We start from the raw sequence: 25,103 nt of genomic DNA on the forward strand, positions 1-25,103 counted from the left end.
GCGGAGCTACTCGCCGATCGAGAAGCCCGCTTCCACGTCGGCGCTGGAGTAGGACTGGAACGCGATGTGCGTCGCCGTCCGGGAGACGCCGTCCACCTTGTTGATTCCCTCGGTGACGACCTCCGCGATCTTCGCGTGGTCCCGGACCCGCACGATCGCGATCAGGTCGACGTCGCCTGCGCAGGAATAGACCTTGTCGACGCCCTCGATGTCGGCGACGGCCTGAGCGGTCTCCGGGATGCGGTGGGCTTCGGCGTGGATCAGGACGATGGCGTTGATCATGATCGCCAGCCTAAGCGGTGGTCGGCAGAACCCGGCACGGGTGGTCGGGTCTCGGCGTCCCGTGTCGACGCGCTGCCCGCTCGCGCCAGTGCGCACCACTCGGACCAGGATCCGGCGCCCCGTGCGGGCTCGCACCAGCCCGAGGAGGCGCTGACGATGCGGGTGTCCTCCTGGTCGAGCCAGCGCGCGAGCAGGCCGGCTTCCTCGGGGGACGCGCCGCGGAGCGGAGTTGCGTCGGGAACGACGGTTTCGGCGGTGAGGACGAGTGCATCGACCACCGGCATCGGGTGAATTCCGCGCCGGGCGCAGCCCGCGGACGCGAGACGCCCGGAACGGATCACCGCGAACTCCCAGCCGCCGGTCGCGGCCGGGCGGGCGGCCACGAGCTGATCGAGCGCGGTGAGGGCGGCAAGGCGCTGCATCCTCCGCAACGCGAGCACGACCTCCGCGGTGCGATCACGCAGCCGTGCGGCGTTCTCGAACAACTCGCCGGCGGCCAGCTCCTCCACCCGTGCGCGCATGCGCTGCAGTGGGGCGTCGTCCAGGCCGCGCAGGAACTGCCGGAAGAGTGCCGGCCCGGGACGGTAGGCGTCCTCCGTGGCGCGGTCGTGGACGGACGCCGGGCAGCCTCCGAGCTCGCGGGGTGGGCACTGCGGACCGTGCTCCCTTCCCTTCGGGATGCGGCTCGTGCAGGTGCGGAGAATGCAGTACTCGGCGAGGACGTCGGCGACGTCGACGGCGGTCGAGCGGGACCGGAACGGACCGAGCGAGTCGGCGGTCGGGGTGCGCACCACCGACAGTCGGGGGAAGGCCTCGACGGTGAGCGTGATCCACCACCCGCGTTTCGGGTATTTGGACCTCCGGTTGTACGGCGGCGTGTGCGCGGCGAGCAGCCGGAGCTCGCGCACACCCGCCTCGAGTGCATGCGCGCACTCGACGTGGTCGATCCGGGTGGTCAAGGCCACCATCTCCTTCATCCGGCCACGCGTCTCCGAGCCGGTGAAGTAGTTGCGCACCCGCCGGCGCAGATCGGTCGCCGTGCCGACGTACAGGACCTCGTCGGACGGTCCGCGGAACAGGTACACGCCCGGAGCGTGGGGGAGATGGCTGGCGAGCGTCCGTTTCGCCCGCTGGTGCGAGGAGACGTCGGGAAGGTAGTCGACGAGCTCGGTGAGACTGTGCACCCCTTGATTGCCGACCCTCGCGATGAGGGCGTGCAGGACGTCGACGGTGGCCCGGGCGTCGTCGAGTGCCCGGTGGGTCGGAGTGGTCCCGACGTCGAACAGCCGGGCCAGCGACGACAGCTTGACGGACGGCGCTTCGTCGCGGCTGAGGACGCGCCGGGCCAGTTTGACGGTGCAGAGCACGGTGAACTTGGGCCAAGGGGTGTCGGTGGCGGACGCGGCGGCCTTGAGGAAGCCCGTGTCGAACGGGGCGTTGTGCGCGACGAGCACCGCGCCGCGTGCGAACTCCAGGAACGCCGGCAGCACTCGCTCGATCCGCGGGGCGTCGATCACCATGGCGGTGGTGATGCCGGTGATCTCCACGATGTGCGGGGGGATGGACCGTCCCGGGTCGACGAGAGTGGCCATTTCGGCGATCACCTCGCCACCGCGGATCTTCACGGCGCCGATCTCGGTGATGGCGTCCTCGCCCGGCCGCGCTCCGGTGGTCTCGAGGTCGACCACCACGAACGTGGTGTCCCGCAGTGGGGTGTCGAGCTCGTCGAATCTCAGCTGTTCGGGTACACCGGGGACGCTCACGGCTCAGAGCGTATGGACGGGCACCGACAGAACCGCCCGGAGAGCCCGGAGAGACGAGGATCACACTGACCGTCTCGGGCGGCGGTCACGGGCGGTGCGAGGGTCGGGCGCGCGGCCGAAAACGAGGTGTTCGGACGGGGCGGGGACCGGTACCGGCGGGTCGGGCGCGTGTCGCGGGTGCGGTCCGCGGCACCCCGGTTGAACAGCAGAAACGCTGACCGGGAGAAAATCGGGGAGTCGTCAGGCTTCGCGAAATGCCCACTCCCGCTGTCGAAACGAGATCGGAAACAAACCGCCTGTTATCCGGTCGTTACCGAATGTGGGTATCGCGCGCCCGCAAAGCCGGAATCGGCCCAAACGGACACTTTCCGCGTGTTCCGGTCGACATCGGGGTATTCCATTTCGTAACCTTCCTGAGACCTAGCGGAGTCTCGCAGCCCCAACACCGGGGCAGCATCGCTAGTCACCGCCTAATCGGCCACTCGCGAGAGCGGTCGTACCGGGAACCCAAGTTTCTACTGGGGTGAATCCCGCCGGGACGTCCTCACGCACCGGTGGGTAGGGCTGATCTTCCCAGCCCGAACCCGTCAGCTAACTCGGTCGGCGGATGAATGGAAGAAACGGAGTACCCCTTTCGTGGCGTCACAAGTTTCCAAGCGGAATGTGCGACGGGCAGTCGTCGCCGGCGCGCTCGCAGTCGGAGCGCTCACCGCGACCGCGGCCCCCGCGGCCGCAGATCCCGTCACCATCCCCGGAGTCGGAACCTTCGAGATCCCGGGTGTCGTCATCCCGCAGATCCCCGGTGTCCCGAACCTGCCCGCGCCCCCGGCGCCGGCCGGCACCGCAGGTGACAAGGCCGTTCAGGCCGCACAGACCAAGCTCGGCTCGCCGTACGTCTACGGCGCCGCCGGCCCCAACTCGTTCGACTGCTCCGGTCTGGTGCAGTGGGCGTTCAAGCAGGCCGGACTGAACCTGCCGCGCACCAGCTACGCGCAGGCGGCGGCAGGCGCTCCCGTCTCGCAGTCCGATCTCCGCCCCGGCGACGTCGTCTCCTTCTACGGCGGATCGCACTCGGGCATCTACGCCGGCAACGGCAACGTGATCCACGCCTCCACCGAGGGTCAGCCCGTCAAGTTGGCGCCCATCGCGTCCATGCCTTTCGACGGCGCACGCCGCTACTGATCCACACGCGAGGCGAGGCATCCACCGAGTCGAGGGCGGGGATGCACGGGGTAGCTTCGTAGGATCTCGCACGACCACCGAGGGTGGGTTCGAATCACGATTCGAACCCACCCTCGATGTCGTTGCGCCCCAGGCAGACAGCGTGTCGTTCACCCGTCGGGTGGTCCCCGCCACCCCATTCGTGACATAGGTGGACACAAACGTATGCCGTTCCGTAACCTATCCGAGACCTTGCGAAGTCTTGTCGCGCCAACCGGGCGGCAACGCGGGTCACCACCTCTTCGGCACTCCACGGTCGCATCGGCCGAGGAAATCCCTGAGCCGCGCCTCGGACACCCGGCCCGGCTGGTGGAGAGCGACGATCGGAGAACTGCATTTCCGTGGCCTCACACAAGATGAAGCGCTCCCTGGGCAGCGTGCTGACCGCCGGCGTGCTGTCGGTGGCCCTCGTGTCGCTGCCGGCGATCCAGGCCGGCGCAGACCCGGTGACCACCAACCCGACCGACGCGCTGACGAAGCTCGGTGACCTGTCCCGGCAGTCCGAGCAGACGTCGGAGGCACTCCACAACGCGCAGATCGATCTCGCGGCCAAGCAGTCGGCGCAACGCGACGCCGACGCGCAGCTCGCAACGGACCAGGGTGTGCTCGACGCCGCCAACGCGCGCGTCGCCGTCTTCCAGCCCGTGGTGAACAAGCTCGCCACCGCCAACTACCAGGGCGCACGGACCAATCGCCTCTTCGCCGTAATGGTGAGCGATTCGCCGCAGCAGCTCCTGGACCAGATGTCCGCCCTGGACGCCATCTCCAACGACACCCGCAATCAGGTCGCGCAGTTCCAGTCGGCCACGTCGGAAGCCACGAAGGCCGCCGAGGCGTCGAAGAAGTCCGCCGATGCCGCACGGTCCGCGACCGAGCAGGCCAAAGCGGTGAGCGACGATCTGCAACGCAAGCAGAGCGACCTGCAGGCGCAGATCGCCGACGTGATCAAGGCATTCGGAGATCTCACCGGCGCCGAACGCGACCAGCTGGCGGGCACGCCCTTCCCGCCCGGCTTCGACCCGAACACGATCCTCGCGCATCTCACCCCCGGCTCGGGCACGAGCGCGCTGCAGGCAGGCATGACCCGTATCGGCGACCCCTACGTGTGGGGCGCCACCGGTCCGGACGAATTCGACTGCTCGGGACTGGTCGTGTGGGCGTACAAGCAGATCGGCAAGACGCTGCCGAGGTCCAGTCAGGCGCAGGCCAGCGGCGGCACCCCGGTGTCCCGCGACGCCCTGCAGCCCGGCGACGTCGTCCTCTTCTACAACGACGCGTCCCACGTCGGCCTCTATGCAGGAAACGGCAACATTCTCCACGCCTCGACGTTCGGTGTGCCGGTGAAGATCGAGTCGATGGCGAAGTTCCCCTTCTACGGGGCGCGCCGCTACTGACGGCGACCGTCCGACAGCGGCGGCCGGGCGTGCTCATACACTCACCGGCGTGCCCGCTTCAGACCCGTCTCCCGCAACGGATCCGACCTCGCGCCGTCAGGCGCGCCCGTGGGAGCTGGCCGCACTGGCCGGACTCGTCCTCGCCGTCGTCGTCGTCCTCGCGCTGACCGGGTTCTCCCGGACCGAGCGGGGCACGGACGGAGCCGTCGGTACCGCGCAGGCCGACGCCGACGCGCGTGCGACAGCCGTCCAGACGCTCCTCGACACCTGGGCGTCGGCTGTGCGGACGAACGACGCGGCCCGGTTGTCCGGTCTGATGGATCAGGCGGCGGCACCGGGATTCCTGGCCGCCGAGACGCGGCGGGCGGGCAACGTTGCCGGGGTCGAGTTCTCGGACTGGGGCTACGAGATCGCCGAGGGCGCCCAGACAGCGGTGCCGTCGAGCCTCGGCGACGCGCTCGGGGCCGACGAGGTGTGGGCCCCCGCCGTGCAGCTCCGCTACGCGATCGCGGACGAGAGCCCCACCCGCAAACCGGTGGCTCTCGTCGTCGCCCGGCGCGGCGAGCGCTGGGCACTGGTCAGCGACAGCGCCACCGTGGACGGCGACCGGCGGACCTGGCGCGGACCGTGGGATTTCGGACCCGTCGTGTCGCGTCGCGTCGACACCGGTGACGGGCAAACGTCGGTGGTGCTCGGACATCCCGAGAACGCCACCATGGTCGACCGGCTGGCGGACGAACTCCCCGCCGCCGTCGTCAACGCCACCCAGCTGTGGGGTTCGAACTGGGCGGGCCGCGCGCTCGTGTGGGTCGCGGGATCGCAGGACGAGTTCACGGCGCTCGTCGGCCCGAATCACGATGGACGCGACATCGCCGCCGTCGCCATCTCGGACGCCGTCGACCCCGACGCCGCCACGGTCACCGGACAGCGGATCGTGTTCAGCCCCGCGTCCGAGGACCGGCTGACCGAGGTCACCCGGCGGGCGATCCTGCGGCACGAGCTGATCCACGTGGCGGCGCGCGCCGAGACGGTGGACCGCTCACCGATGTGGGTGCTGGAGGGCTACGCGGAATACGCGGCATACCGGGGTACCGGCGAGGCCGAACGGCAGATCGCGCCGGCACTGACCGCGCAGGTGGGCGCCGAGGGTCCGCCGACCGAGTTCCCCGAGGACACCGACTTCTCCGGATACGGCGAACGCGGCTCGGTCGCCTACGAGACGGCATGGTCGATCAACGCCTTCGTCGCGGAGCAGTACGGCGAATCGAGGCTGACGGAACTGTACCGGACGCTGGCCGTGGGCGAGGCGGACCCGGAGACGGTCGACGGACGGCTGTCCGACGTCCTCGGCGTCGACGCCGATCAGTTCCGCGACCGCTGGACCGACTGGGTGGGCGCTCACCTGGGGTGACCCTGCGTCGCCTGCGCACGGTCCACCGCCTACGGTGATCACATGCGCCGAACCCTGTTGGTGACGAACGATTTTCCGCCGCGACCCGGTGGAATCCAGTCGTACCTGCACACCTTCGCCAAGCACCTGCCCGCCGACGACCTAGTCGTCTACGCCCCGCGCTGGCGCGGCGACTCGCATATCAAGTTCGATGCGCGGCAACCGTTTCAGGTCGTCCGGCACCCCACCACGTTGATGGTGCCCACGCCGTTCGTCGCCCGCCGGGCCGCCAAGCTGCTCGCCGAACACGACTGCACGGGCGTCTGGTTCGGCGCAGCGGCCCCGCTCGCGCTGCTGAGTTCGACGCTGCGCCGCGCCGGGGCGGAACGGGTGGTCGCCAGTACCCACGGGCACGAGGTCGGCTGGTCGATGCTCCCCGCCGCCCGCCAGGCCCTCGGACGGATCGGTGACCGGACCGACGTCGTCACGTACGTCAGCCGGTACACGAGGGGCCGATTCGCGTCCGCGTTCGGCGCGAGTGCCGCGCTCGAACACCTGCCGCCCGGAGTCGACACCGACCTGTTCACCCCGGACAGCGGCGCGCGGGCCGAACTGCGGTCCCGGTACGGGCTGGGGGAGCGGCCGACGGTCCTGTGCCTGTCCCGTCTCGTGCCGCGCAAGGGCCAGGACATCCTGATCAAGGCGCTCCCGGGCATCCGCGAGCACATCGACGGCGCCGTGCTCGTGATCGTCGGCGGCGGCCCCTACGAGGACCGTCTACGCTCGCTCGCGCGCTCGGTCGGGGTGGAGGACCACGTCGTGTTCACGGGCACGGTGCCGTCCGCGGAGCTGGCGGCGCACCACACGATCGCCGACGTGTTCGCGATGCCGTGCCGCACGAGGGGCGCGGGACTCGACGTCGAAGGCCTCGGCATCGTCTTCCTCGAGGCGTCGGCCACCGGTGTGCCGGTCATCGCCGGACAGTCCGGTGGCGCCCCGGAAACGGTGCGGCAGAACGAAACCGGGATGGTCGTGGACGGCACGTCGGTGGCCGAGGTGGCGCGATCGGTGATCTCGGTGCTGTCGGATCGCGACCGCGCGGCCGCGATGGGTGCGGCCGGCCGCGAATGGGTCAAGGCGCAGTGGCGATGGGACGTGCTCGCCGCCAAGCTGCAGGCACTGCTTGCGTGACCGCCCGTGAGTACTTGTCAACCGCGGGCGGTTAACAAGTACTCACGAGCCCGGAGGGCACTATTTCGCGTAGATGGCTGCGATGTCGTCGGCGAAGCTGTCGTGCACGACGTTGCGCTTGAGCTTCATCGTCGGCGTGAGCTCGCCGGTTTCCTCGGTGAAGTCGACGGGCAGGACCCGGAACTTCTTGATGGCCTCCGCGTGTGACACGAGCTTGTTGGCCTCCGCGACGGCCTCGTCGATCTCGGCCGTGAGGTCGGCGTCGGTGAGCAGATCTGCGACCGTCGTCCCTGCGGGCTTGCCGTTGCGCTCGTTCCACGCGGGCAGTGCGTCGGCGTCGATGGTGATCAGCGCGCCGATGAACGGCTGCTGGTCTCCGACGACGATGGCCTGGCTGATCAGCGGGTGCGCACGCAGGTGATCCTCGAGCTGGGCGGGGGAGACGTTCTTGCCGCCCGCTGTGACGATGATCTCCTTCTTGCGGCCGGTGATGGTGATGTACCCGTCCGTGTCGACCGACCCGAGGTCGCCGGTGTGGAACCAGCCGTTCTCGATCGCGTCGGCGGTCGCGTTCTCGTTGCGCCAGTACCCGCTGAAGACGACCGGCCCCGACAGCAGGATCTCACCGTCGTCGGCGATGCGAACGGAATTGCCCGCCAACGGCTTGCCGACCGAGCCGACCTTCTGCTCGCCGATCGTGTTGACCGCGAACGCCGCGGACGTCTCGGTGAGGCCGTAGCCCTCGTAGATCGTGATGCCGATGCCGCGGAAGAAGTGGCCGAGGCGGGCGCCGAGCGGGGCGCCGCCCGAGATCGCCAGCTGGCATTTGCCGCCGAGCGCGGCCCGCAGCTTCGAGAACACCAGCTTGTCGAACAGTGCGTGCTTGGCCTTGAGGACCAGTCCCGGCCCGCCCTTGTCCTGAGCCTCGCTCCAGGCGATGGCCGTCTCGGCGGCGGCGTCGAAGATCTTGCCCTTGCCCTCGCCGTGGGCCTTGGCGCGGGCGCTGTTGTACACCTTCTCGAACACCCGCGGCACCGACAGGATGAAATCGGGGCGGAACTCGCCGAACGTGGGGACGAGGTTCGGGATGTCGCTGGTGTGTCCGAGTGCGGCGCCGGCGTCGAACGACGCGATGCTGACGGCGCGCGCCAGCACATGCGCCATCGGCAGGAACATGAGGGTGCTGACGCCGGGCGTCTTCAGCAGGGTGCCGAGGCTGGAATCGAGGATGCCCTTGGACTCGGCGATGAGGTTGGAATGGGTGAGCTGGCAGCCCTTGGGCCTGCCGGTGGTGCCGGAGGTGTAGATGAGGGTGGCCGGATCGCTCGACTTCAGCGCGGCGACGCGGGCCCGGACATCGGCGTCGGGAACGTCGGCGCCCAGTGCGGTCAGTTCCTCGACGACGCCGCGGCCGCCGTCGGACGCCTCGATCTGGTAGACGCCGCGCAGCGCGGTCGCCTCGGCGGCGACGGCCTTCACGGTGGCCGCGTGTGTCGCGTTCTCGACGACGAGATCGATCGCGGCGGAGTCCTCGAGGATCCACCGGACCTGCTCGGCGGAGGATGTCTCGTAGATCGGGACGGTGACGCCGCCCGCTGCCCAGATCGCGAAGTCGACGAGGGGCCACTCGTAGCGGGTTGCCGACATCAGTGCCACCCGGTCGCCCTGCTGGACGCCGAGGGCGATGAGACCCTTGGCGACTGCGGTGACCTGTGCCGCGAATTCGGCGGCCGTGACGTCGGTCCAGCATCCGCCGATCTTGCGCTTGTACACGACCAGCGTCGGGTCGGCCGCGGCGTGGGCGAACACCGAGTCGACCGCGGACGCGTCCTCCGCGATCGTGAACGACTGTGGCGCGCTGAACTCGGGCACGAAAACCTCCGACACTGAAGATACTGACGAGTAGGATTGCGTTCCCAACTTTAGACCTTCCCCGGCCAGGTCTGCTTCCTGGCCGAAGAAGGGTGGTCAGAGCCCTGTCCGCGCGGTGCCGCGGAACCCCGCGGCCACCGCTCACGGCGGTATGTGAAGCTAGTCGCCGTGAGCAGAATTCAGGTCGCAGACCAGACGTTCATCGCGGCCCCACCGCAGCAGGTCGCGGCGGCGATCGCCCCGCCGGCCCGCTGGCGCCGGTGGTGGCCCGATCTCACCCTCGCCGTCCGCGAGGACCGGGCCGAGAAGGGCATCCGGTGGACGGTGGCCGGACCGCTCACCGGAACCATGGAAGTGTGGCTCGAGCCGGTGCTGGACGGAGCGATCGTCCACTACTTCCTCCACGCCGAACCGGCCCTCAGCGAGGGCACCCCCGATCTGGCCGCACTGAACCGTCGCAGGCGCGTCGAGGGCAAAGTGATGTCCTTCGAAGTGAAGAAGGAACTCGAGGCAGGTCGCGCTGCGGGAGAACCGCCGTCCTGAGGCGGATCCGCCCGCCGCGGCAGGGTCGGCATTGTGTCAGAGCGCCGAGATCGTGTGTGATAGTCGGGCACAACACAGACATACGAAACCGGTAACGGCGTGGCCCCGCGATCGACGAGCGGGTCGGCCAGGCGAAAGGAAGCGTTCACTCCATGCCCGAGAGGACCAAGAGGTCGATCAGTATCGAGGCGCCGCCCGCCCGGGTGATGGATGTGATCGCCGACTTCGACGCGTACCCGGCGTGGGTGACCGCCGCGAAGTCCGTCGAGGTCATGGAACCCGGCAAGGGCGGCCGGGCCGACCGGGTGCGGTTCGTGCTCGACGCCGGCATGGTCAAGGACACGTACGTACTCCGCTACGACTGGGCGCCCGACGGCAAATCGGTCAGCTGGGAACTCGAGTCCGGTGAGATCCAGAAGTCGCAGTTCGGTTCGTACGTTCTGGAGGACGAGCCGGGCGGCGGCACCACCGTCACGTACGAGCTCACCGTCGACCTCACCATCCCGATGATCGGCCTGTTCAAGCGCAAGGCGGAGAAGGCGATCACCGACACCGCGCTCAAGGAACTCAAGAAGCGGGTGGAAGGCTGAGTAGCGAAGGTCGTGCCGGACCTGCCCGGGTCCAGTTCTTCGTCGGGAAGGGGGGCGTCGGAAAGACGACGCTCGCGGCCGCGACGGCACAGGCGGCCGCAGAGGCCGGACACCGGACTCTGCTCGTCTCGCTCGACCAGGCGCACTCTCTCGCCGACGTCATCGGGATCGCCGCCGCCCGGGACCTCGTGTCCGTGACCGACACCCTCGACGTCCTCGAACTCGACACCCTCACGTTGCTCGAGAACAGATTCCGGAGTCTGACAGCGGTTCTCGCGGCCGCCGGAACACACGACCACGGCGCCCAGCTGTCCGCGCTCGAACCGGAGGAGCTGACCGGGCTTCCCGGCGTGCAGGACGTGCTCGGGCTGCGTGAGGTCGTCCGGTTCGCCACCGAGGGCGACTACGACGCCGTCGTGGTGGACTGCCCGCCCACCGCGGACTGCCTGCGGACGCTCGCCGCGCCCGCGATGGCTCTCGAGTACATCGAGCGGGTGTGGCCGCAGCACCGCCGCATCGCCGCGCTCCTGGGTTCCGATCCCCGCCTCGTGATGCTGGTGACGCTGATCGAACAGGTCGTCGCCGCGGTCGGCGAGGTCCGGGAGATGCTCGCGAACCGGGCGAAAACCACTGTGCGACTGGTGACGACACCGGAGCGGGTGGTGCTGACGGAGACCCGGCGCACCGTGGCGGTCGCCGCGCTGTCCGGCCTGCGCGTCGACGCCATCCTCGTGAACAACCTTCTGCCGCACTTCGATTCGCCGGCAGGACACGACGATCCCGGTGTGGCATGGTTGATCAGGCGGCGAGCCCTGCAGCAACGGGTCCTTGCCGAGCTGACCGCCTCCGCGGGCACCACCGTGATCCTCTCGGTGACCCGGTCGGTGACGGAGCCGGTAGGGTGGGCCGATCTCGGCGGAATCGCCCGGGAGTTGTATGCCGACGACACGGACGCGGTTGCGGTGCTGGGGAAGAACCCACCTGCGGTGCGGGTGGGGCTGGAATCGGGGGCCGGTGTGGATTCTGTGTACACGATGCGGATGTATCTGCCGCTCGTGAACCCGTCGACCCTCACGTTGGGTCGAGTGGAGGACGACTTGGTCGTGGGAGCTGAAGGGGTGCGCCGCCGGGTCCGCCTCGCCTCGGTCCTGCGCCGGTGCGTCGTCGCGGGCGCAGAACTCGACGGAAGTGATCTGGTCGTGCGCTTCACGCCCGACCCGCAGGTGTGGCCGGTATGAACGACGACCACGCGCAGCTGGTGGCGGAGCTGCGGACACTCGCCGAGACCGCCCTGGACCGTCTCGAGCCGCTTCTCCAGCGTGCGGCGGCGCCGCACGCCCAGGCGGGCGCCGAGGACGCGCCCCCCGGAACCGGGCAGTGGTCGGGATGCACGTGGTGCCCGGTGTGCGCACTCGCGGCTCTGATCCGCGGCGAGCAGCACGATCTCGTGACCCTGCTCGCCGGCCAGGCGTCCGTGCTGATCGCGGTGCTGCGGCAGGTCCTCGACGAACACGCCGTTCACGACACCCCGGGCCCCGGCGGTCCCGACGCTCCGGAACCCGGCCCCGGCGGCGGAACGTCCGAAGCGGACGGCGGCTCGGCGTTCGAGCCGATCACGGTCACCATCAAGCATTGAGCGTGCCCCGCGCGGGCCGGATCGCCGGACTCGTGCACGTCGGCGATCCGGCATGGGCACAATCATCTCCATGAGCACAGGCACGGGCAGCGAACGTGGCGGCAGCGCGGCGCTGACCATCGGCATCGACGTGGGTGGAACGAGCATCCGTGCGTCGGTGGTCGACTCGGCCGGTGAGGTGCTCGACTCGCTCCAGTCGCCGACCCCGGCGTCGGCGAAGGCGCTCGAGAACGGCCTGGACCGGGCGGTCCGGGAGCTGTCCGCACGGCACGACGTCGCCGCCGTGGGTCTGGCGGTCGCCGGATTCATCACCCCCGACCGCACGACGGTGCGGTTCGCGCCGCATCTGCCGTGGGTGGGTGCACCCGTCGGCCGGGACCTCGGGCAGCGTCTCGGTCTGCCGGTGATCCTCGAGCACGACGTGAACGCGGCGGCGTGGGCCGAGCACCGGTTCGGTGCTGCGGCAGGCGGCCGGAACGTGGTGATGCTCGCCATCGGCACGGGCATCGGGGCGGCACTCCTCGCGGACGGTCGGCTGTACCGCGGCAGCCACGGCGTCGCACCCGAACTCGGCCACATCCAGGTGGTCCCGGACGGACGGCCGTGCGCGTGCGGCAAGCACGGCTGCTGGGAGCGGTACTGCAGCGGGACGGCCCTCGTCGACACCGCGATCGAACTTCTGGCCGCGGATCCGGCGACGTCGACGGTCCTCGCGCGGGACGTGGCGGTCGATCCGGGTGCGCTGACGGGCCGGCGGATCGCGGGCGCGGCACAGGACGGCGATCCGCTGGCACTGGAGACCATGCGGGAGTTCGCCCGTTGGCTCGGCGTCGGCCTGGCGCTCATCGGGGATGTGTACGACCCGGATCTCGTCGTGATCGCCGGCGGCGTCGCGAGTTCCTCGCCGCTGTTCATCGACGAGGCCCGCGAGCACTACGCGGCTCTGACGACGGGGGCCGGGCACCGGCCGCTGGCCCGCATCCGGCCGACCCAGCTGGGGGAGGCGGCGGGCATGATCGGAGCGGCGGAACTCGCCCGGGCTGTCCTGCCCGATCGGGTGGGTTGACGTCCGGCCCACTGCTGTAAACCCGCAGAGTGTGATGCTGTGCGGGCCTCCCGGCCGTGTGTAGCGACCCTCACCCGCCCGAAGTAGAGTCGACCCGAACGAAGCTTGGGTTGTGAACGGGAGGGACGCCATGTGGTACTGGCTCTTCAAGTACGTGTTTTTGGGGCCGGTTCTCTGGGGGCTGGGTAGGCCGACCGTGGAGGGTACGGAGAACATCCCGGCGGAGGGTGGCGCCATCTTGGCGAGTAACCATCAGGCCGTGCTGGATTCGTTCTTCCTGCCGTTGCGTGTGCCGCGGAGGATCACTTTTCTCGCCAAGAGCGAGTATTTCACCGGGACGGGACTCAAGGGCGCCTTCCAGCGCTGGTTCTTCTCGGTGGTCGGTCAGGTGCCGATCGACCGGACGGGCGCCGATGCCGCGCAGGACGCATTGAACGCCGGGTTGCGCGTCCTCTCGCAGGGCAAGCTGCTCGGGATCTACCCGGAGGGCACCCGGTCGCCCGACGGCCGCCTCTACAAGGGCAAGACGGGCCTGGCTCGCATGGCTCTGGAGTCCGGTGTGAAGGTCATCCCGGTCGCGATGATCGGTACGGAGAAGGTCAACCCGATCGGCTCCCGGGTGTGGCGTCCCGCGAAGGTCACCATCCGCGTCGGTGAGCCCATCGACTTCTCGCGTTTCGAGGGCATGGGCGGCAACCGCTTCGTCGAGCGGGCCGTCACCGACGAGGTCATGTACAAGCTGATGAAGCTGTCGGGTCAGGAATACGTCGACATCTACGCGGCGACGCTGAAGAAGAAGGCGCCCGCCGCCGACGCCTCGGTGGCCGATGCGGCGCCTGCGAGCGACGCCACCACCGTCACGCGACTGCCGGACACGCGGGCGAGCTGACGGCCGCGACCTCTCAGCCGACGGGGACGGTGAGATCGTCGGAGGTCTCCGACCGATCGTCCTCGTCGGACTGGGAGGGACGGGTGCGGAACGCGAAAATCGCGACCAGCACCACGGCGAGTCCCCACCACACGTACGACGACGCCAGGAACTGATCCCACAGATTCCAGTGGGTTCCGCTCCACCGTCCCACCCCGAGTTTCCAGTGCGCGGCGAGCCTCACGACGACGACGCCGACCACGGCCGTGACCGCCAGGGCGACGCTCCGGCGACGGTAGGCGAGGACGCCGAACACGAGGATCACCGGCACGGACCACACCCAGTGGTGTGACCAGGACACGGGGGAGACGAGCAGTCCGAGGACGGCGTTGAGTCCCAGCGCGAGCGCGGTCTCGCCGGATCGCAGCGCTCGCACCATCGCGAGAATCACGAGTGCGAGAACCACGACGCTCAGCAGCAGCCAGATCGGGGTGCGCACCGAGTCGCTCAGTCCGAGCCGGGCCAGCACACCGGTGATGCTCTGGTTCGCGGGATACGCCGGGGTGCCGATCCGATCGGAATCGAAGAGGGTGTGCGTCCAGTAGGTGACGGAGTCGTTCCACGTCGCGATCGCGCCCACGGCGCTGAACGCCAGAAAACCGACCCCGGTCACGATGGCCGAGCGAAAGTCCTTGCGCACCAGGAAGTACAGGATGAACACGGCAGGCGTCAGCTTCACCGCCGCTGCGAGGCCGATCAGCACGCCGCGCGGCCACGGCGTCTTCTTCGGCAGGCAGTCCGCCGCCACCAGCAGCATCAGCAGGATGTTGATCTGCCCGTAGTCGAGGGTCGACGAGACGGGTTCGAGGGCCATCGACACCGCGAGCGCACCGAGGGCCGTCCACACCAGCGTGGTGCGGGGTGCGATGCCCAGCGAGTCGAGCGTGACGACGAGGACGCCGAACAGCGCGATCAGCGACAACACCGTCACGACGATCCCGGCCGTCGCCAGCGACACCGTCGACAGCGGACTGAAGACGACGGCGGCGAGCGGCGGGTACGTGAACGGCAGGAAGTTGCCCATCTGGGTGGCAGGCATCGACCCGTACAGGGTCGGGCCGTGCAGGAACACCGAACCGCCCAGGCGGTAGACGTCGAGATCCAGCCGGTAGTAGCTGCCGAAGTCCCGCAGGCCGGGCAGTCCGAGCAGGTTGTAGGCGAATCCGACCGCGAGCCCGGCGAGGACGAGGACCCGGACGACGAGACCACCGACGCGGAGATGCGGAGGCACCCGCCGGGAGTCGAGCGGGTCCGCGACAGGGGCGGCGGACTGTCGACCGTCGGAGGTTGCGCGCACCGAGGCCTCCTTCACGAGGTAGGGGTGGATCCGGATGACGCCAACGGGTGAGGCATAGTTTGCGGGCGTGCGTTACTTCTACGACTGCGAGTTCATCGAGGATGGTCGCACGATCGACCTGGTGTCGATCGGGGTGGTCGCAGAGGACGGACGTGAATTCTACGCAGTGTCCACCGAGTTCGATCCCGACCGGGCGGGCAAATGGGTGCGCAGGAACGTGCTGCCGAAGCTGCCGCAGCCGTCGTCGCCCCTCTGGAAGAGCCGCGCCCGCATTCGCGACGACCTCTACGCGTTCCTGATTCCCCGCCCCGGCATCGTCCCCGAACTGTGGGCGTGGGTGGCCGCCTACGACCACGTCGCCCTCTGCCAGCTGTGGGGGGACATGACGGAGCTACCGCAGTCGCTGCCCCGGTACACGCGGGAACTCCGCCAGTACTGGGAGGAACACGGCAGTCCGGCGCTCCCACCTGCACCGGGTGACGCGCACGACGCGCTCGCCGACGCCAGGCACAACCTGGCGAAGTTCGAGGCAGTTCAGGCGGCGCGCTCACTCCGGTGACCTGACTCGCCATCGCTCCGGTCGAGCGAATATCCTGTATGGGTGAACTGGACTGTCGACGTGCCGATCGACCGCTTGCCCGAACTCCCGCCGCTGCCCACCGAGATGCGTGACCGCCTCGATGCAGCGTTGGCCAAGCCCGCTGCTCAGCAGCCGCAATGGCCCGAGGGTCAGGCCGCCGCGATGCGGACCGTCCTCGAGAGCGTGCCCCCGATCACGGTGGCCAGCGAGGTCGTGGCCCTGCAGGAGAAGCTGGCTCAGGTCGCTCGCGGCGAGGCGTTCCTTCTCCAGGGCGGTGACTGCGCCGAGACGTTCGCCGACAACACCGAGCCGCACATCAAGGGCAACATCCGCACCCTGCTGCAGATGGCCGTCGTCCTGACGTACGGGGCGAGCCTGCCCGTCGTCAAGGTCGCCCGTATCGCCGGTCAGTACGCCAAGCCGCGGTCGTCGGACGTCGACGCCCTGGGCCTGCAGTCGTACCGCGGCGACATGATCAACTCCCTCGTCGCCGACGAGGCCGTGCGCGCCCACGACCCGTCGCGGCTCGTGCGGGCGTACGCGAACGCCAGCGCCGCGATGAACCTGGTCCGCGCGCTCACCGGCGCGGGCATGGCCGACCTGCACAAGGTGCACGACTGGAACCGCGAGTTCGTGGCGTCGTCGCCGGCCGGGGCCCGGTACGAGGCACTTGCCGCGGAGATCGACCGCGGGCTGCAGTTCATGAACGCCTGCGGCGTCACCGATCCCAGCCTGCACCACGCGCAGATCTTCGCCAGCCACGAGGCGCTCGTCCTCGACTACGAGCGCGCGATGCTGCGCCTCGACAACGACGACGACCACGCGAAGCTGTACGACCTGTCCGCCCACTTCCTGTGGATCGGCGACCGCACCCGTCAGCTCGACGGGGCCCACATCGCATTCGCCGAACTCGTGTCGAACCCGATCGGCCTGAAGATCGGGCCCAGCACCACACCGGAGATGGCGGTCGAATACGTCGAGCGGCTCGACCCCACCAACAAGCCGGGTCGCCTCACCCTGATCTCGCGGATGGGTAACAACAAGGTTCGCGACCTGCTGCCGCCCATCGTCGAGAAGGTCCAGGCCACCGGTCATCAGGTGATCTGGCAGTGCGACCCGATGCACGGCAACACCCACGAGGCGTCCACCGGCTACAAGACCCGCCACTTCGACCGCATCGTCGACGAGGTCCAGGGATTCTTCGAGGTCCACAACGGACTCGGCACCTACCCGGGCGGCATCCACGTCGAGCTCACCGGTGAGAACGTCACCGAATGCCTCGGCGGCGCGCAGGACATCTCCGACCTCGACCTGTCCGGTCGCTACGAGACGGCGTGCGACCCCCGCCTCAACACCCAGCAGTCGCTGGAACTGGCGTTCCTCGTCGCGGAGATGCTCCGCGGCTGACCGCAGGGCGTAAATTCACATTCAGGGGAACTCACTGCCCTGCACCTGCGGGGTCAGGGCAGTGAGACCAGAGTGACCGTGCTCCCGGGCTTCACGAGATCGCCGCCGCCAGGGTTCTGGCTGATGACGAACGACCTGTCCGTGTCGGTCACCTGACGCACCTTCACCTCGAGTCCGAGACGGCTCAGTTCATCGCGCGCGGATCCGACGGTCCGGCCCAGCATCGACGGCATTCGGACCGCGTTCGACACACTCAACGTGACGCTGGTGCCCGCATTGACGCGGGCGCCCGCCTTCGGGCTGGTGGCGATCGCGTCTCCGGCAGCGACGTTCCGGTCGAAGTCGGTGGTGACGTCCTGCACGACGATGCCCACCGCCTCGAGTGAGGCGCGCGCCTCGGCCTCCGACATGCCCTTCACATCGGGAACGTCTACCGGCGGTGCACCTTTGCTGACGATCAGCTTGACCGTGGACCCGGTCGCGAGCTCGGTACCCGGTGCCGGGTCGAGCGCGGCCACCGCCCCGATCGGGACCTTCGCGCTGAACGCCTGACCACCGTCGACCGGGGTGAACGTGCGGTTCCGCAGTTCCTGTTCGATTCCGGCGCGCTCACCACCCGCGGGCAGCGGCGGGACCGTCGGCCTCCCGAGGGAGACGAGCAGTGCCACCGTGCCGTCGCGGGAGATCCGCGAGCCGCCGGTGGGATCGGTACCCAGCACCGTGTCGAGCGCAGCCGTGTCGGAGTACTGCCCCCGGATCTCCGTCGACAGTCCGGCCGCTTCGATCGCCGTCACCGCCGCACCGCGATCGAGACCGTCGGTGGTCGGGACCGCGGTGAAACGGCCCGAACCCATCCACCAGCCACCGAAACCCACCGCGAGGGCGAGCATCAGGATCACGAGCAGCCACACGATCGTGGTCCGGCGCGACCGCTGCCGTTCGGCGGCGAAGTCGGGGTAGTGGTAGCCGTCGTCGGGTTCGTCCTCCACCGCGAACGACGGTTCGTCGATCGGCGGGCGCGGAGTCTGCGTGGTGACCACCCGCGTGTGCTGGACACCGGGCTGCGCCGGCAGCGGGCTGGGCGGCGACAGCGGCGGGGCGGGGGGAAGGTGCACCGTGGGCGGCGCGGCGGGGCCCGGCGGCGCGCTCAGGGGCGGCGCGCTCGCGGCGGCCGCAGCGCTCAGGTGCTGCGCCGAGCGTCGCGGGGCGGGCACCCGGTAGGCGGGCAAATCGAGGGCCGCCGCGATGCTGCGCAGGGCCGAGCCCATCTGCTCGGCGTTGGCGAAGCGGTGCGACGGTTCCCGGTGGGTGGCCTCCGCGACGAGTTCGTCGAACTCGGGCGGGACACCCGCGATGAACGAACCCGGCCGCGGCACGTCCTGATTGATCCGCTGATACGCGACGGACAACGACGTGTCCCCGGTGAACGGTGTCCGCCCGGTGAGAAGTTCGAACAGCAGGACACCGGTGGAGTAGACGTCACTGCGGGTGTCCGCGATACCGGACGTCACCTGCTCCGGCGACAGGTACGCCGCCGTGCCCAGAATCACACTGTTCGACGTGGTGGTCGACGCGGCGGCGGCCCGCACCAGACCGAAATCGGCGATCTTCACCTCACCGCCGTCGGAGATCAGGATGTTCTCGGGTTTGACGTCGCGGTGCACGAGACCGGCCCGGTGGGCGACGGCGAGCGCGTCGAGAACCGGGCCCGCGACCGCGGCCACCGCGTGCGGCGGCATCGGCCCGCGCTCCCGCAGGAGTTCGCGGAGCGTTCCGCCGTCGACGAGTTCCATCACCAGGAACGCGTGCTCGCGGTCGTGTCCCTGGTCGTAGACCGCGACCAGGGAGGGGTGCTTGAGTCGCGCGACCGAGCGGGCCTCGAACTCGAACCGGGTGACGAACGCCGGATCGGCCGCGAACTGCGGATCCATCACCTTGATGGCCACCGGACGGTCGAGACGCGTGTCGAGCCCCCTGTAGACGGTGGACATGCCGCCACGCGCGATCGTGGCATCCACCCGATAGCGCCGGTCGAGCAGCTCGCCGATCAAACGTTGACCTCCATCGTGCACAGTGTCCGTTCCCCCGTCAGTGCGCGCAGCCCGGCCACGCGCCCCTCAATCGTAGCCAGCGACACCGACCGGTAGCGCCACGCCGGAGGCGACCAGATAACGTTAGGGGAGTGAGTGCCATCCCTTACTGTGACGATGTCCTGGACCCTTCCGTCTCGCTCCTCCAGTTGGTGGACGTCGCGAAGAACCTCGGTGTGGCCGTCACCCGCGTGCAGCAGCTTCTGCGCGACCAGCAGTTGATCGCCGTCCGACGCGACGGCGTCCTCGGTGTTCCCGAACTCTTCTTCGACGAGACCGGCGAGATCGTCAAATGGCTGCCCGGTCTCGTCGCCGTGCTCCACGACGGCGGATTCAAGGACGAGGAAATCCTGCAGTGGCTGTTCCGCGAGGACGACAGCCTCCCCGGCACGCCCGTCCAGGCGCTGCACGGCGACCTCGCCCGCGAAGTGATCCGCCGCGCTCAGGCGATGGGATTCTGACCGCCGGTCACCACACTCGGCCACGGGCAGGCACCGCGAGCCGGGCGAACTGAGGCAGCGCCGTCGCCCACCGGTTTCTCCGGGACACGGTGGCGCGCCGGTCGAGCACCCGGTAACCACCTCGCTCGATCTCGTCGAGAATGCGGGAATACAGCACGAACGCGGTCCGGATACCCGGTTGCACCCGCCGGTCCAGCATCGCGATGCCCGGTTCCGCGTCCCGGTACACCGACCGAGTGACCGAGATCAGGTGGGCGAGGGCCCGCACGATCCGCTGGTCCGTCGTGCCGCTGCGGCGACCGTGCGCGAGAAGTTCGGTGTCGACACCGAACGCGGCCAATTCGTCGGCCGGGAGATAGACCCGGCCCCGATCCAGGTCCTCGCCGACGTCGCGAAGGAAATTGGTCAGCTGGAACGCCTCACCGAGAGCCGCAGCGTGCGGTTCGGCATCGGCGACGGGCCCGGTGGTTCCGAGGACGGGCAGCATCTGCAACCCGATCACGACGGCCGATCCGTACATATACGTCCGGAGTTCGGTCATGGTGCCGTACTCGGACCGATGCTCGGCAGTCCCCGGAACATCCATCCGCATGGACTGCAGGAACGCGAAGAAGTAGTCGTGGGGGATGTCGAAAGACGCGACGGTGTCGAGGAACGCGGGAAGGACCCGCCGCATCTCCCGTGAGCACGCATCCGGCCCGACCGCGGTCCGGTCGGTGAAGCCGAGTCGCAGTGCCGCGTCGATCCGATCGAGTTCGGCGGCGCAGCCGCCGGCCGTCCGGCCGGGATCGACGTCCACGATGTCGTCGACCGTGCGGGCGAACCCGTACAGGGAATGCACGGCGGCGCGGCGGCGCTCGGGAAGGAGCCGGGTCGCGAGATGGTAGGTGCGACCGTGCTCCGCCGTCACCGCGCCGCAGTACCGGTAACTGTCGGCCAGCTCGGTCATCAACCGGTCATTCGACGCGCGGCGACGACGCGGCACCCGCGAGGTCGGCGGTGCGCTGTTCCTCGACGGGCCGAGGTGTGCGCAGGCGCAGCGGGTCGACCGTGCGGAGCGACACGGCCGCGACGACCGCGGCGAACGTTGCGAGCACGACGTGCGGGAACGTGTAGAGGCCGATCGAACCGTCGGGCTGGAAGACCAGCATCAACCAGGTGGACAACCCGACGAGGATCATCAGGGTCCGGGTCGACAACGCGAAGCCGGCTGCGATGGCGATCGGCCACGAGTAGTACCAGGGCAGCGCGGCGGGCGACAGGATCACGATCGCGACCAGGACGATGAGGATTCCGAGAATCGCGTCACGCTCGGTCTTCCGGTAGCGCCACCAGGCCGCCAGCACGATCGCGACCAGCGCCACCGCGCAGATCGGGCGGGTGATGGCGAGCACCTCACCCAGCCGCAGTTCCGCGAACCACGACGTTCCGACGGTCACGATGTGGGCGAGGATCGTCGGCAGCGACAACCAGTTGATGATCTTGTTCGAACCGGACAGCGCGGTCATCCAGCCCAGTCCGACACCGGCGACGGCGGATGCGGCCGCGAAGATGGCCACGAACACGGCGAACCCTGCGCCCGCGGTCTTCGCGAACGACGCGAGCGGCGACGCGGGTGTGCGCCCCTCCGCCTCGGCCTTCTCCTTCTCGTGGAGCATCCAGATCCACACCATGAAGGGCAGCGCGGCGCCTGCGGTCGCCTTGATCGCGACCGCGACGGCGACGAGGGCGATCCCGGCGAGATGGCGACGTTCGAGGACGAGCGCGATGCCGGCGATCATCAGGCCGACCATCAGCAGCTCGTTGTGCACCCCGCCGATGAGGTGGACGAGGACCAGCGGATTGAGCACGGCGAGCCACAGGGCGATCGCCGGATTGCCGCCGAGGTGCCGCGCGAGGTGTGGAACCCCCCACACCATCAGCGCGAGTCCGGGCAGCATCGTCACGCGCAGAAGCATCGTCCCGGCGATCACGTTGTCGCCGGTCAGCCCCGTGATCCCCTGACTGAGGAGCAGGAACAGCGGACCGTACGGCGCGGTGGTGGTGGTCCACACGTTGCTGACGTTGTCGAGGAGGACTCCCGGGTTGACCACCGGCCCGACGGCGTACGGGTCGAACCCGTCACGCAGGAGCGCACCCTGCGCCAGGTAGGAGTAGGCGTCGCGGCTGAACATCGGCACTGCGAGGAGCAGCGGCGCCGTCCACACCGGGACGATCATCCGCAACTGCCGGAGGGTGACGTCGCCGCCGAGCGTGGCACGACCCAACCGCACCCAGGCCGTGATCATCGCGACCACACCCACCCAGACGATGACCGTCGACAGGATCTGACCGTGACCGAACCGGAGCCACGACAGGTGCATCGCCTCGAGGAGTGGGTCCTCGCGGCGGACGCTGCCCGCACCGAAACCACCGAACGTGATCATCACGGCGCCCACGAAACCGAGGATGGCAGCGTGTCCCTCCGGGCTGCGGAGGAAGTCGGCCGTGGTCTGGGGCCACGACCGCTGCGGCGTGGTCGTCGCAGCGGCGACGGTCGCCTGCCGGGCAGAGGACGTCATGAGTGCAGATTCCTCCCCCGAGGTGAGTTCGGTTGCGGTCGGTGCGCTCATCGGCGTGCGCATCGCATGGTCGAGGAACCAGTTTAATTGCTGCCGGCACCAGTTCCCGCCACGCCTCGCCCTATCCTCCCGCACTTGATGCTTCCGTGGGTCTTTCCGCGCTTCGTGCTGCGGTGGGCCCGGTGATGCGGGCGGCCGCGAGCTTCCCCGACAGCAGGACGGTCGGAACTCCGACGCCCGGAACGGTGCCGGAACCGGCGAGCACGACGTTGTCCAGGCCTCTGACCAGGTTGGGGCGCCGGAACGGTCCGGTCTGCCGGAACACGTGCGCCGCCGCGAAGGGGCTGCCCGCCGCCATGCCCTTGCCGAGCCAGGTGAGGGGGGTGTCGACACGGTCGATCGTGAAATGCTCCGCGATCCCGTGGTACCCGCGCGTCTCGAGTTCGCGCAGCAGTTCGTTCACGTACGGGCCGGTCAGCGACGACCACTCCAGCGGTGCGCTGTGCAGGTTCGGGCAGGGCGCCAGCACCGACAGCGGTTCCGAGGGAATCCCCGAGCGGTCCAGGACGAGGCCCGGATCCGACAGGGCGGGCCGGGTGATCAGCAGCGACGGGTCCGTCATCAGCCGTCCGCGCCCCGCGCGGGCGGTGATCTCCGCGAACGTCCGCTTCCACGCGTGACCGAAATCGATGGTGTGGTGTCGTTGGGCGGCCCACTGCGACGCGACCGCGGTGGGGACGGTCCCGTGCAGGACCACGGCGGACGGCGACACCCGCACCCGCCGGGGGGTCCGGCGTGTCACCGGGCGGAGCAGTGCGTCGACGACGGCGGTGTCCGGGGTGAGCACCAGCGCGTCGCAGTCGATGCGGTCACCCGCCGCCGTGACGACGGCGCCGACGCGGTCGCCGGTTCGCTCGAGTGCCGCGACCTCGGTGTCGAACCGGATCTCGCCACCTGCTGTGGTGAGGGCATCGGCGAGGGCGAGCGCGATCGAGCGCATCCCGCCGCGGGGGAAGTAGACACCGAGCGAGGTGTCCATGTGGGCGATCGCGCCGTACACCGCGAGGGCGTCGGCGGGCGCGACCCCGGCGTACAGGGCCTGGAACGTGAAGATCCGGCGGAGTCTCGGATCGGTGATCGTGCGGTCGACGCGGGCGCCGAGCCTGCCGAACCCGCCCAGGGCGGTGAGCGTCAGCAGATCCCGCGCGGCCGCGGGGGACGAGACGAGATCCAGCGGCGAGTCGAAGTTCGCATCCATGAACCGGTGGTATTCGGCATCGAAGATCCGGCCGAGCCAGCGCCGCAGCCGCAGGTACCTGGCCGACTCCTCCGGCCCGCACACCCGGCTGACCTCGGCGACCATCGCGTCGGGATCGGAGTGCACGTCCAGCGAGGAACCATCGGCGAACCGCGCGTGATACGCCGGCGCCAGCCGCTCCAGGACGAGCGGCGGCCGGGTGGACGCGAAATCCGCGCCGACGGCGGCGAGGGCCTCGCCGACCAGTTCGGGCATCGTGAGGACGGTGGCACCGTTGTCGATGTCGTAGCCGGGACCACGGTAGGTGCCGACCCGGCCGCCCGGCGACGACTCCCGTTCGAGGACCGTGACCCGCCGGCCCGATCCGGCGAGGTGCAGAGCGGCCGAGAGACCGGCGAGACCCGCACCGACGACCACGACGTGATCGGTGCGGCCGGGAACCGTCCGGAGCGCGCGGGCCATCCCCGGACCCTCAGTAGTCGCGGCGCGTCGCGGCGACGGCCATCTCGGTGAGCTGCTGCTTCGCCTCGGCGGTGGCGGTGCTCGCCGCCAGCGTCGACAGCGCGTTCCCGACGAGTTCCTCGATCTGCTTCTCCACGTCCGCGACCGCGCCGAGCGACGTGATCGTGGTCCGGAGGGTGTCCACGTCCGAATCGGACAGATCGGTGCCGATGCCTTCGCGGAGGAGTTCGGCCGCCGCGGGGTCTTCGGCGTCGGCGCGCTGCAGCGACATCGCGAAGAGGACGGTTCGTTTGCCCGCCCGGAGGTCGTCGCCGGAGGGTTTCCCCGTCACGGCCGGATCGCCGAACACGCCGAGCAGGTCGTCGCGGAGCTGGAAGGCGATACCGATGTCGGTGCCGAATCGGCGGTACGCCGAAACCAGGGTGTCGTCGGCGCCTGCGAGCGCCACGCCGAGGTGCAGGGGCCGCTCGATGGTGTACGCCGCCGTCTTGTACCGATTCACCTTCATGGCGGCGTCGATCGACTCGTCCGCCCGGGCCTCGTTGCTGATGTCGAGGAACTGCCCCCCGAGCACCTCGGTGCGCATCGCGGACCAGATGGGGGAGATGCGGGCCGACGCGTCCGGGGTGATGCCGGAGTCGCGGATCATGTCGTCGGCCCAGGCCAGCGCGAGATCGCCGAGGAGGATCGCGACGCTCTCGCCGAAGTGAGCGGAATCACCGCTCCACGCCCCGGCGCGGTGCTGTTCCGCGAACTCGACGTGGACGGTCGGGAACCCGCGGCGCGTCGTGGAGGCGTCGATGATGTCGTCGTGGACCAGCGCGCAGGCCTGAACCAGTTCCAGCGCAGAGCAGGCGCGGAGCACGGGTCCGGCGTCGGGGCCGCGCGCGTCGCCGCCCGCCCCGAGCCAGCCGGTCCACGCGAAGGCCGGGCGGACCCGCTTGCCTCCGCGCAGGACGAAGTCTTCGAGCGTGGTCACGGCCTCGCGGTAACCACCACCCACGGAGTCGACGAGGTCCTGCCGGCTGGTGAAGAAGTCGCGAAGCGCATTTTCGACCTCGGCCGCGAGGGCGGCGGGGCGCGTTCCAACGGACAGTGTTGCCTCCAGGAT

At 69.5% G+C, this 25,103-nt stretch carries 22 protein-coding genes and 1 riboswitch; of the genes, 13 read left to right on the forward strand and 9 right to left on the reverse strand.

The genetic code is table 11. From position 1 onward, the window contains the following. Positions 1–6: 6 nt before the first annotated feature. Both QM841_RS25460 and QM841_RS25465 read right to left on the reverse strand, forming a co-directional pair. Positions 7–282, reverse strand: coding sequence for an Lrp/AsnC family transcriptional regulator (locus QM841_RS25460; RefSeq protein WP_005247708.1), 276 nt, complete (start codon positions 280–282; stop codon positions 7–9). Then, positions 279–2,045, reverse strand: a complete 1,767-nt coding sequence (locus tag QM841_RS25465) for a DEDD exonuclease domain-containing protein (RefSeq protein ID WP_283334243.1) — start codon at positions 2,043–2,045, stop codon at positions 279–281. The genes QM841_RS25460 and QM841_RS25465 overlap by 4 nt, the downstream gene beginning before the upstream one ends. A gap of 457 nt (positions 2,046–2,502) precedes the next feature. Then, a riboswitch (cyclic di-AMP (ydaO/yuaA leader) is annotated at positions 2,503–2,667 on the forward strand. A gap of 14 nt (positions 2,668–2,681) precedes the next feature. Here QM841_RS25465 and QM841_RS25470 point away from each other — a divergent pair. From QM841_RS25470 to QM841_RS25485, 4 genes are all read left to right on the forward strand, one after another. Then, positions 2,682–3,227, forward strand: coding sequence for an NlpC/P60 family protein (locus tag QM841_RS25470; protein ID WP_198601990.1), 546 nt, complete (start codon positions 2,682–2,684; stop codon positions 3,225–3,227). A 380-nt stretch (positions 3,228–3,607) separates the two neighbouring features. After that, complete coding sequence (locus QM841_RS25475) at positions 3,608–4,660, forward strand: C40 family peptidase (RefSeq protein ID WP_280782585.1); 1,053 nt, start codon at positions 3,608–3,610, stop codon at positions 4,658–4,660. A gap of 49 nt (positions 4,661–4,709) precedes the next feature. Then, a complete protein-coding gene (locus QM841_RS25480) occupies positions 4,710–6,071 on the forward strand; it encodes a peptidase MA family metallohydrolase (RefSeq protein WP_283334244.1) in 1,362 nt (453 codons plus the stop codon). 42 nt (positions 6,072–6,113) lie between these two features. Next, complete coding sequence (locus QM841_RS25485) at positions 6,114–7,241, forward strand: glycosyltransferase family 4 protein (protein WP_283334245.1); 1,128 nt, start codon at positions 6,114–6,116, stop codon at positions 7,239–7,241. A gap of 60 nt (positions 7,242–7,301) precedes the next feature. Here the strand turns inward: QM841_RS25485 and QM841_RS25490 are convergent, their stop codons facing one another. After that, on the reverse strand, positions 7,302–9,113 hold the full coding sequence (locus tag QM841_RS25490; protein ID WP_283334246.1) for an AMP-dependent synthetase/ligase: 1,812 nt from the start codon (positions 9,111–9,113) through the stop codon (positions 7,302–7,304). Positions 9,114–9,281: 168 nt separating this feature from the next. Here QM841_RS25490 and QM841_RS25495 point away from each other — a divergent pair, with 168 nt between their 5' ends. The 6 genes from QM841_RS25495 to QM841_RS25520 all read left to right on the forward strand — a co-directional run bounded on the left by QM841_RS25495 (position 9,282) and on the right by QM841_RS25520 (position 13,837). After that, complete coding sequence (locus tag QM841_RS25495) at positions 9,282–9,656, forward strand: polyketide cyclase / dehydrase and lipid transport (protein ID WP_283334247.1); 375 nt, start codon at positions 9,282–9,284, stop codon at positions 9,654–9,656. Between the two features lie 152 nt (positions 9,657–9,808). Beyond that, positions 9,809–10,246 (forward strand): SRPBCC family protein, encoded by a 438-nt coding sequence (locus QM841_RS25500; protein ID WP_009473765.1) that lies wholly within the window; start codon positions 9,809–9,811, stop codon positions 10,244–10,246. Then, positions 10,243–11,484 carry an ArsA family ATPase gene (locus QM841_RS25505; protein WP_283334332.1) on the forward strand — a complete coding sequence of 414 codons (1,242 nt, stop codon included), beginning with the start codon at positions 10,243–10,245 and terminating at the stop codon, positions 11,482–11,484. Before QM841_RS25500 ends, QM841_RS25505 begins: the two co-directional genes overlap by 4 nt. Next, positions 11,481–11,882 (forward strand): hypothetical protein, encoded by a 402-nt coding sequence (locus QM841_RS25510; RefSeq protein ID WP_283334248.1) that lies wholly within the window; start codon positions 11,481–11,483, stop codon positions 11,880–11,882. Before QM841_RS25505 ends, QM841_RS25510 begins: the two co-directional genes overlap by 4 nt. Before the next feature lie 52 nt (positions 11,883–11,934). Next, entirely contained in the window at positions 11,935–12,948 is a 1,014-nt protein-coding gene (locus tag QM841_RS25515) for an ROK family protein (RefSeq protein WP_280782580.1), read from the forward strand. Between the two features lie 130 nt (positions 12,949–13,078). Then, positions 13,079–13,837, forward strand: a complete 759-nt coding sequence (locus QM841_RS25520; RefSeq protein WP_283334249.1) for a lysophospholipid acyltransferase family protein — start codon at positions 13,079–13,081, stop codon at positions 13,835–13,837. Between the two features lie 13 nt (positions 13,838–13,850). Here the strand turns inward: QM841_RS25520 and QM841_RS25525 are convergent, their stop codons facing one another. Beyond that, positions 13,851–15,173, reverse strand: a complete 1,323-nt coding sequence (locus tag QM841_RS25525) for a glycosyltransferase 87 family protein (protein WP_283334250.1) — start codon at positions 15,171–15,173, stop codon at positions 13,851–13,853. Positions 15,174–15,240: 67 nt separating this feature from the next. On the opposite strand from QM841_RS25525, the gene QM841_RS25530 reads away from it, so the two are divergent. Further along, a complete protein-coding gene (locus QM841_RS25530) occupies positions 15,241–15,732 on the forward strand; it encodes a polyadenylate-specific 3'-exoribonuclease AS (RefSeq protein WP_011594241.1) in 492 nt (163 codons plus the stop codon). Between the two features lie 42 nt (positions 15,733–15,774). Further along, on the forward strand, positions 15,775–17,160 hold the full coding sequence (locus QM841_RS25535; protein ID WP_283334251.1) for a class II 3-deoxy-7-phosphoheptulonate synthase: 1,386 nt from the start codon (positions 15,775–15,777) through the stop codon (positions 17,158–17,160). Positions 17,161–17,213: 53 nt separating this feature from the next. On the opposite strand, the gene pknB is transcribed toward QM841_RS25535, so the two are convergent. Continuing rightward, the gene (pknB, locus tag QM841_RS25540; protein WP_283334252.1) at positions 17,214–19,232 is read right to left on the reverse strand and encodes a Stk1 family PASTA domain-containing Ser/Thr kinase; all 2,019 of its coding nucleotides are present in this window, start codon (positions 19,230–19,232) and stop codon (positions 17,214–17,216) included. A gap of 110 nt (positions 19,233–19,342) precedes the next feature. Here pknB and QM841_RS25545 point away from each other — a divergent pair, with 110 nt between their 5' ends. Next, positions 19,343–19,711, forward strand: a complete 369-nt coding sequence (locus tag QM841_RS25545; protein ID WP_105413630.1) for an Rv2175c family DNA-binding protein — start codon at positions 19,343–19,345, stop codon at positions 19,709–19,711. Between the two features lie 7 nt (positions 19,712–19,718). Here the strand turns inward: QM841_RS25545 and QM841_RS25550 are convergent, their stop codons facing one another. The 4 genes from QM841_RS25550 to QM841_RS25565 all read right to left on the reverse strand — a co-directional run bounded on the left by QM841_RS25550 (position 19,719) and on the right by QM841_RS25565 (position 25,100). After that, positions 19,719–20,660 carry a phytoene/squalene synthase family protein gene (locus QM841_RS25550; RefSeq protein ID WP_283334253.1) on the reverse strand — a complete coding sequence of 314 codons (942 nt, stop codon included), beginning with the start codon at positions 20,658–20,660 and terminating at the stop codon, positions 19,719–19,721. Positions 20,661–20,667: 7 nt separating this feature from the next. Further along, positions 20,668–22,272: an alpha-(1->6)-mannopyranosyltransferase A gene (locus QM841_RS25555; RefSeq protein WP_283334333.1), complete on the reverse strand. Its 1,605-nt coding sequence runs from the start codon at positions 22,270–22,272 to the stop codon at positions 20,668–20,670. Between the two features lie 121 nt (positions 22,273–22,393). After that, on the reverse strand, positions 22,394–23,992 hold the full coding sequence (gene crtI, locus QM841_RS25560; protein WP_283334254.1) for a phytoene desaturase family protein: 1,599 nt from the start codon (positions 23,990–23,992) through the stop codon (positions 22,394–22,396). Positions 23,993–24,002: 10 nt separating this feature from the next. Further along, a complete protein-coding gene (locus tag QM841_RS25565) occupies positions 24,003–25,100 on the reverse strand; it encodes a polyprenyl synthetase family protein (RefSeq protein ID WP_283334334.1) in 1,098 nt (365 codons plus the stop codon). Positions 25,101–25,103 lie beyond the last annotated feature (3 nt).

The organism is Rhodococcus sp. IEGM 1307, from assembly GCF_030056915.1.
GTDB lineage: Bacteria > Actinomycetota > Actinomycetes > Mycobacteriales > Mycobacteriaceae > Rhodococcus_F > Rhodococcus_F opacus_D.

Bases quoted from the DNA above. Each gene is read 5' to 3' on its own strand.
- QM841_RS25500 (WP_009473765.1), top strand. From the start codon at position 9,809: ATGCCCGAGAGGACCAAGAGGTCGATCAGTATCGAGGCGCCGCCCGCC.
- QM841_RS25510 (WP_283334248.1), top strand. From the start codon at position 11,481: ATGAACGACGACCACGCGCAGCTGGTGGCGGAGCTGCGGACACTCGCC.
- QM841_RS25460 (WP_005247708.1), bottom strand. From the start codon at position 282: ATGATCAACGCCATCGTCCTGATCCACGCCGAAGCCCACCGCATCCCG.
- QM841_RS25550 (WP_283334253.1), bottom strand. From the start codon at position 20,660: ATGACCGAGCTGGCCGACAGTTACCGGTACTGCGGCGCGGTGACGGCG.
- QM841_RS25520 (WP_283334249.1), top strand. From the start codon at position 13,079: ATGTGGTACTGGCTCTTCAAGTACGTGTTTTTGGGGCCGGTTCTCTGG.
- QM841_RS25485 (WP_283334245.1), top strand. From the start codon at position 6,114: ATGCGCCGAACCCTGTTGGTGACGAACGATTTTCCGCCGCGACCCGGT.
- crtI (WP_283334254.1), bottom strand. From the start codon at position 23,992: ATGGCCCGCGCGCTCCGGACGGTTCCCGGCCGCACCGATCACGTCGTG.
- QM841_RS25515 (WP_280782580.1), top strand. From the start codon at position 11,935: ATGGGCACAATCATCTCCATGAGCACAGGCACGGGCAGCGAACGTGGC.
- QM841_RS25555 (WP_283334333.1), bottom strand. From the start codon at position 22,272: ATGACGTCCTCTGCCCGGCAGGCGACCGTCGCCGCTGCGACGACCACG.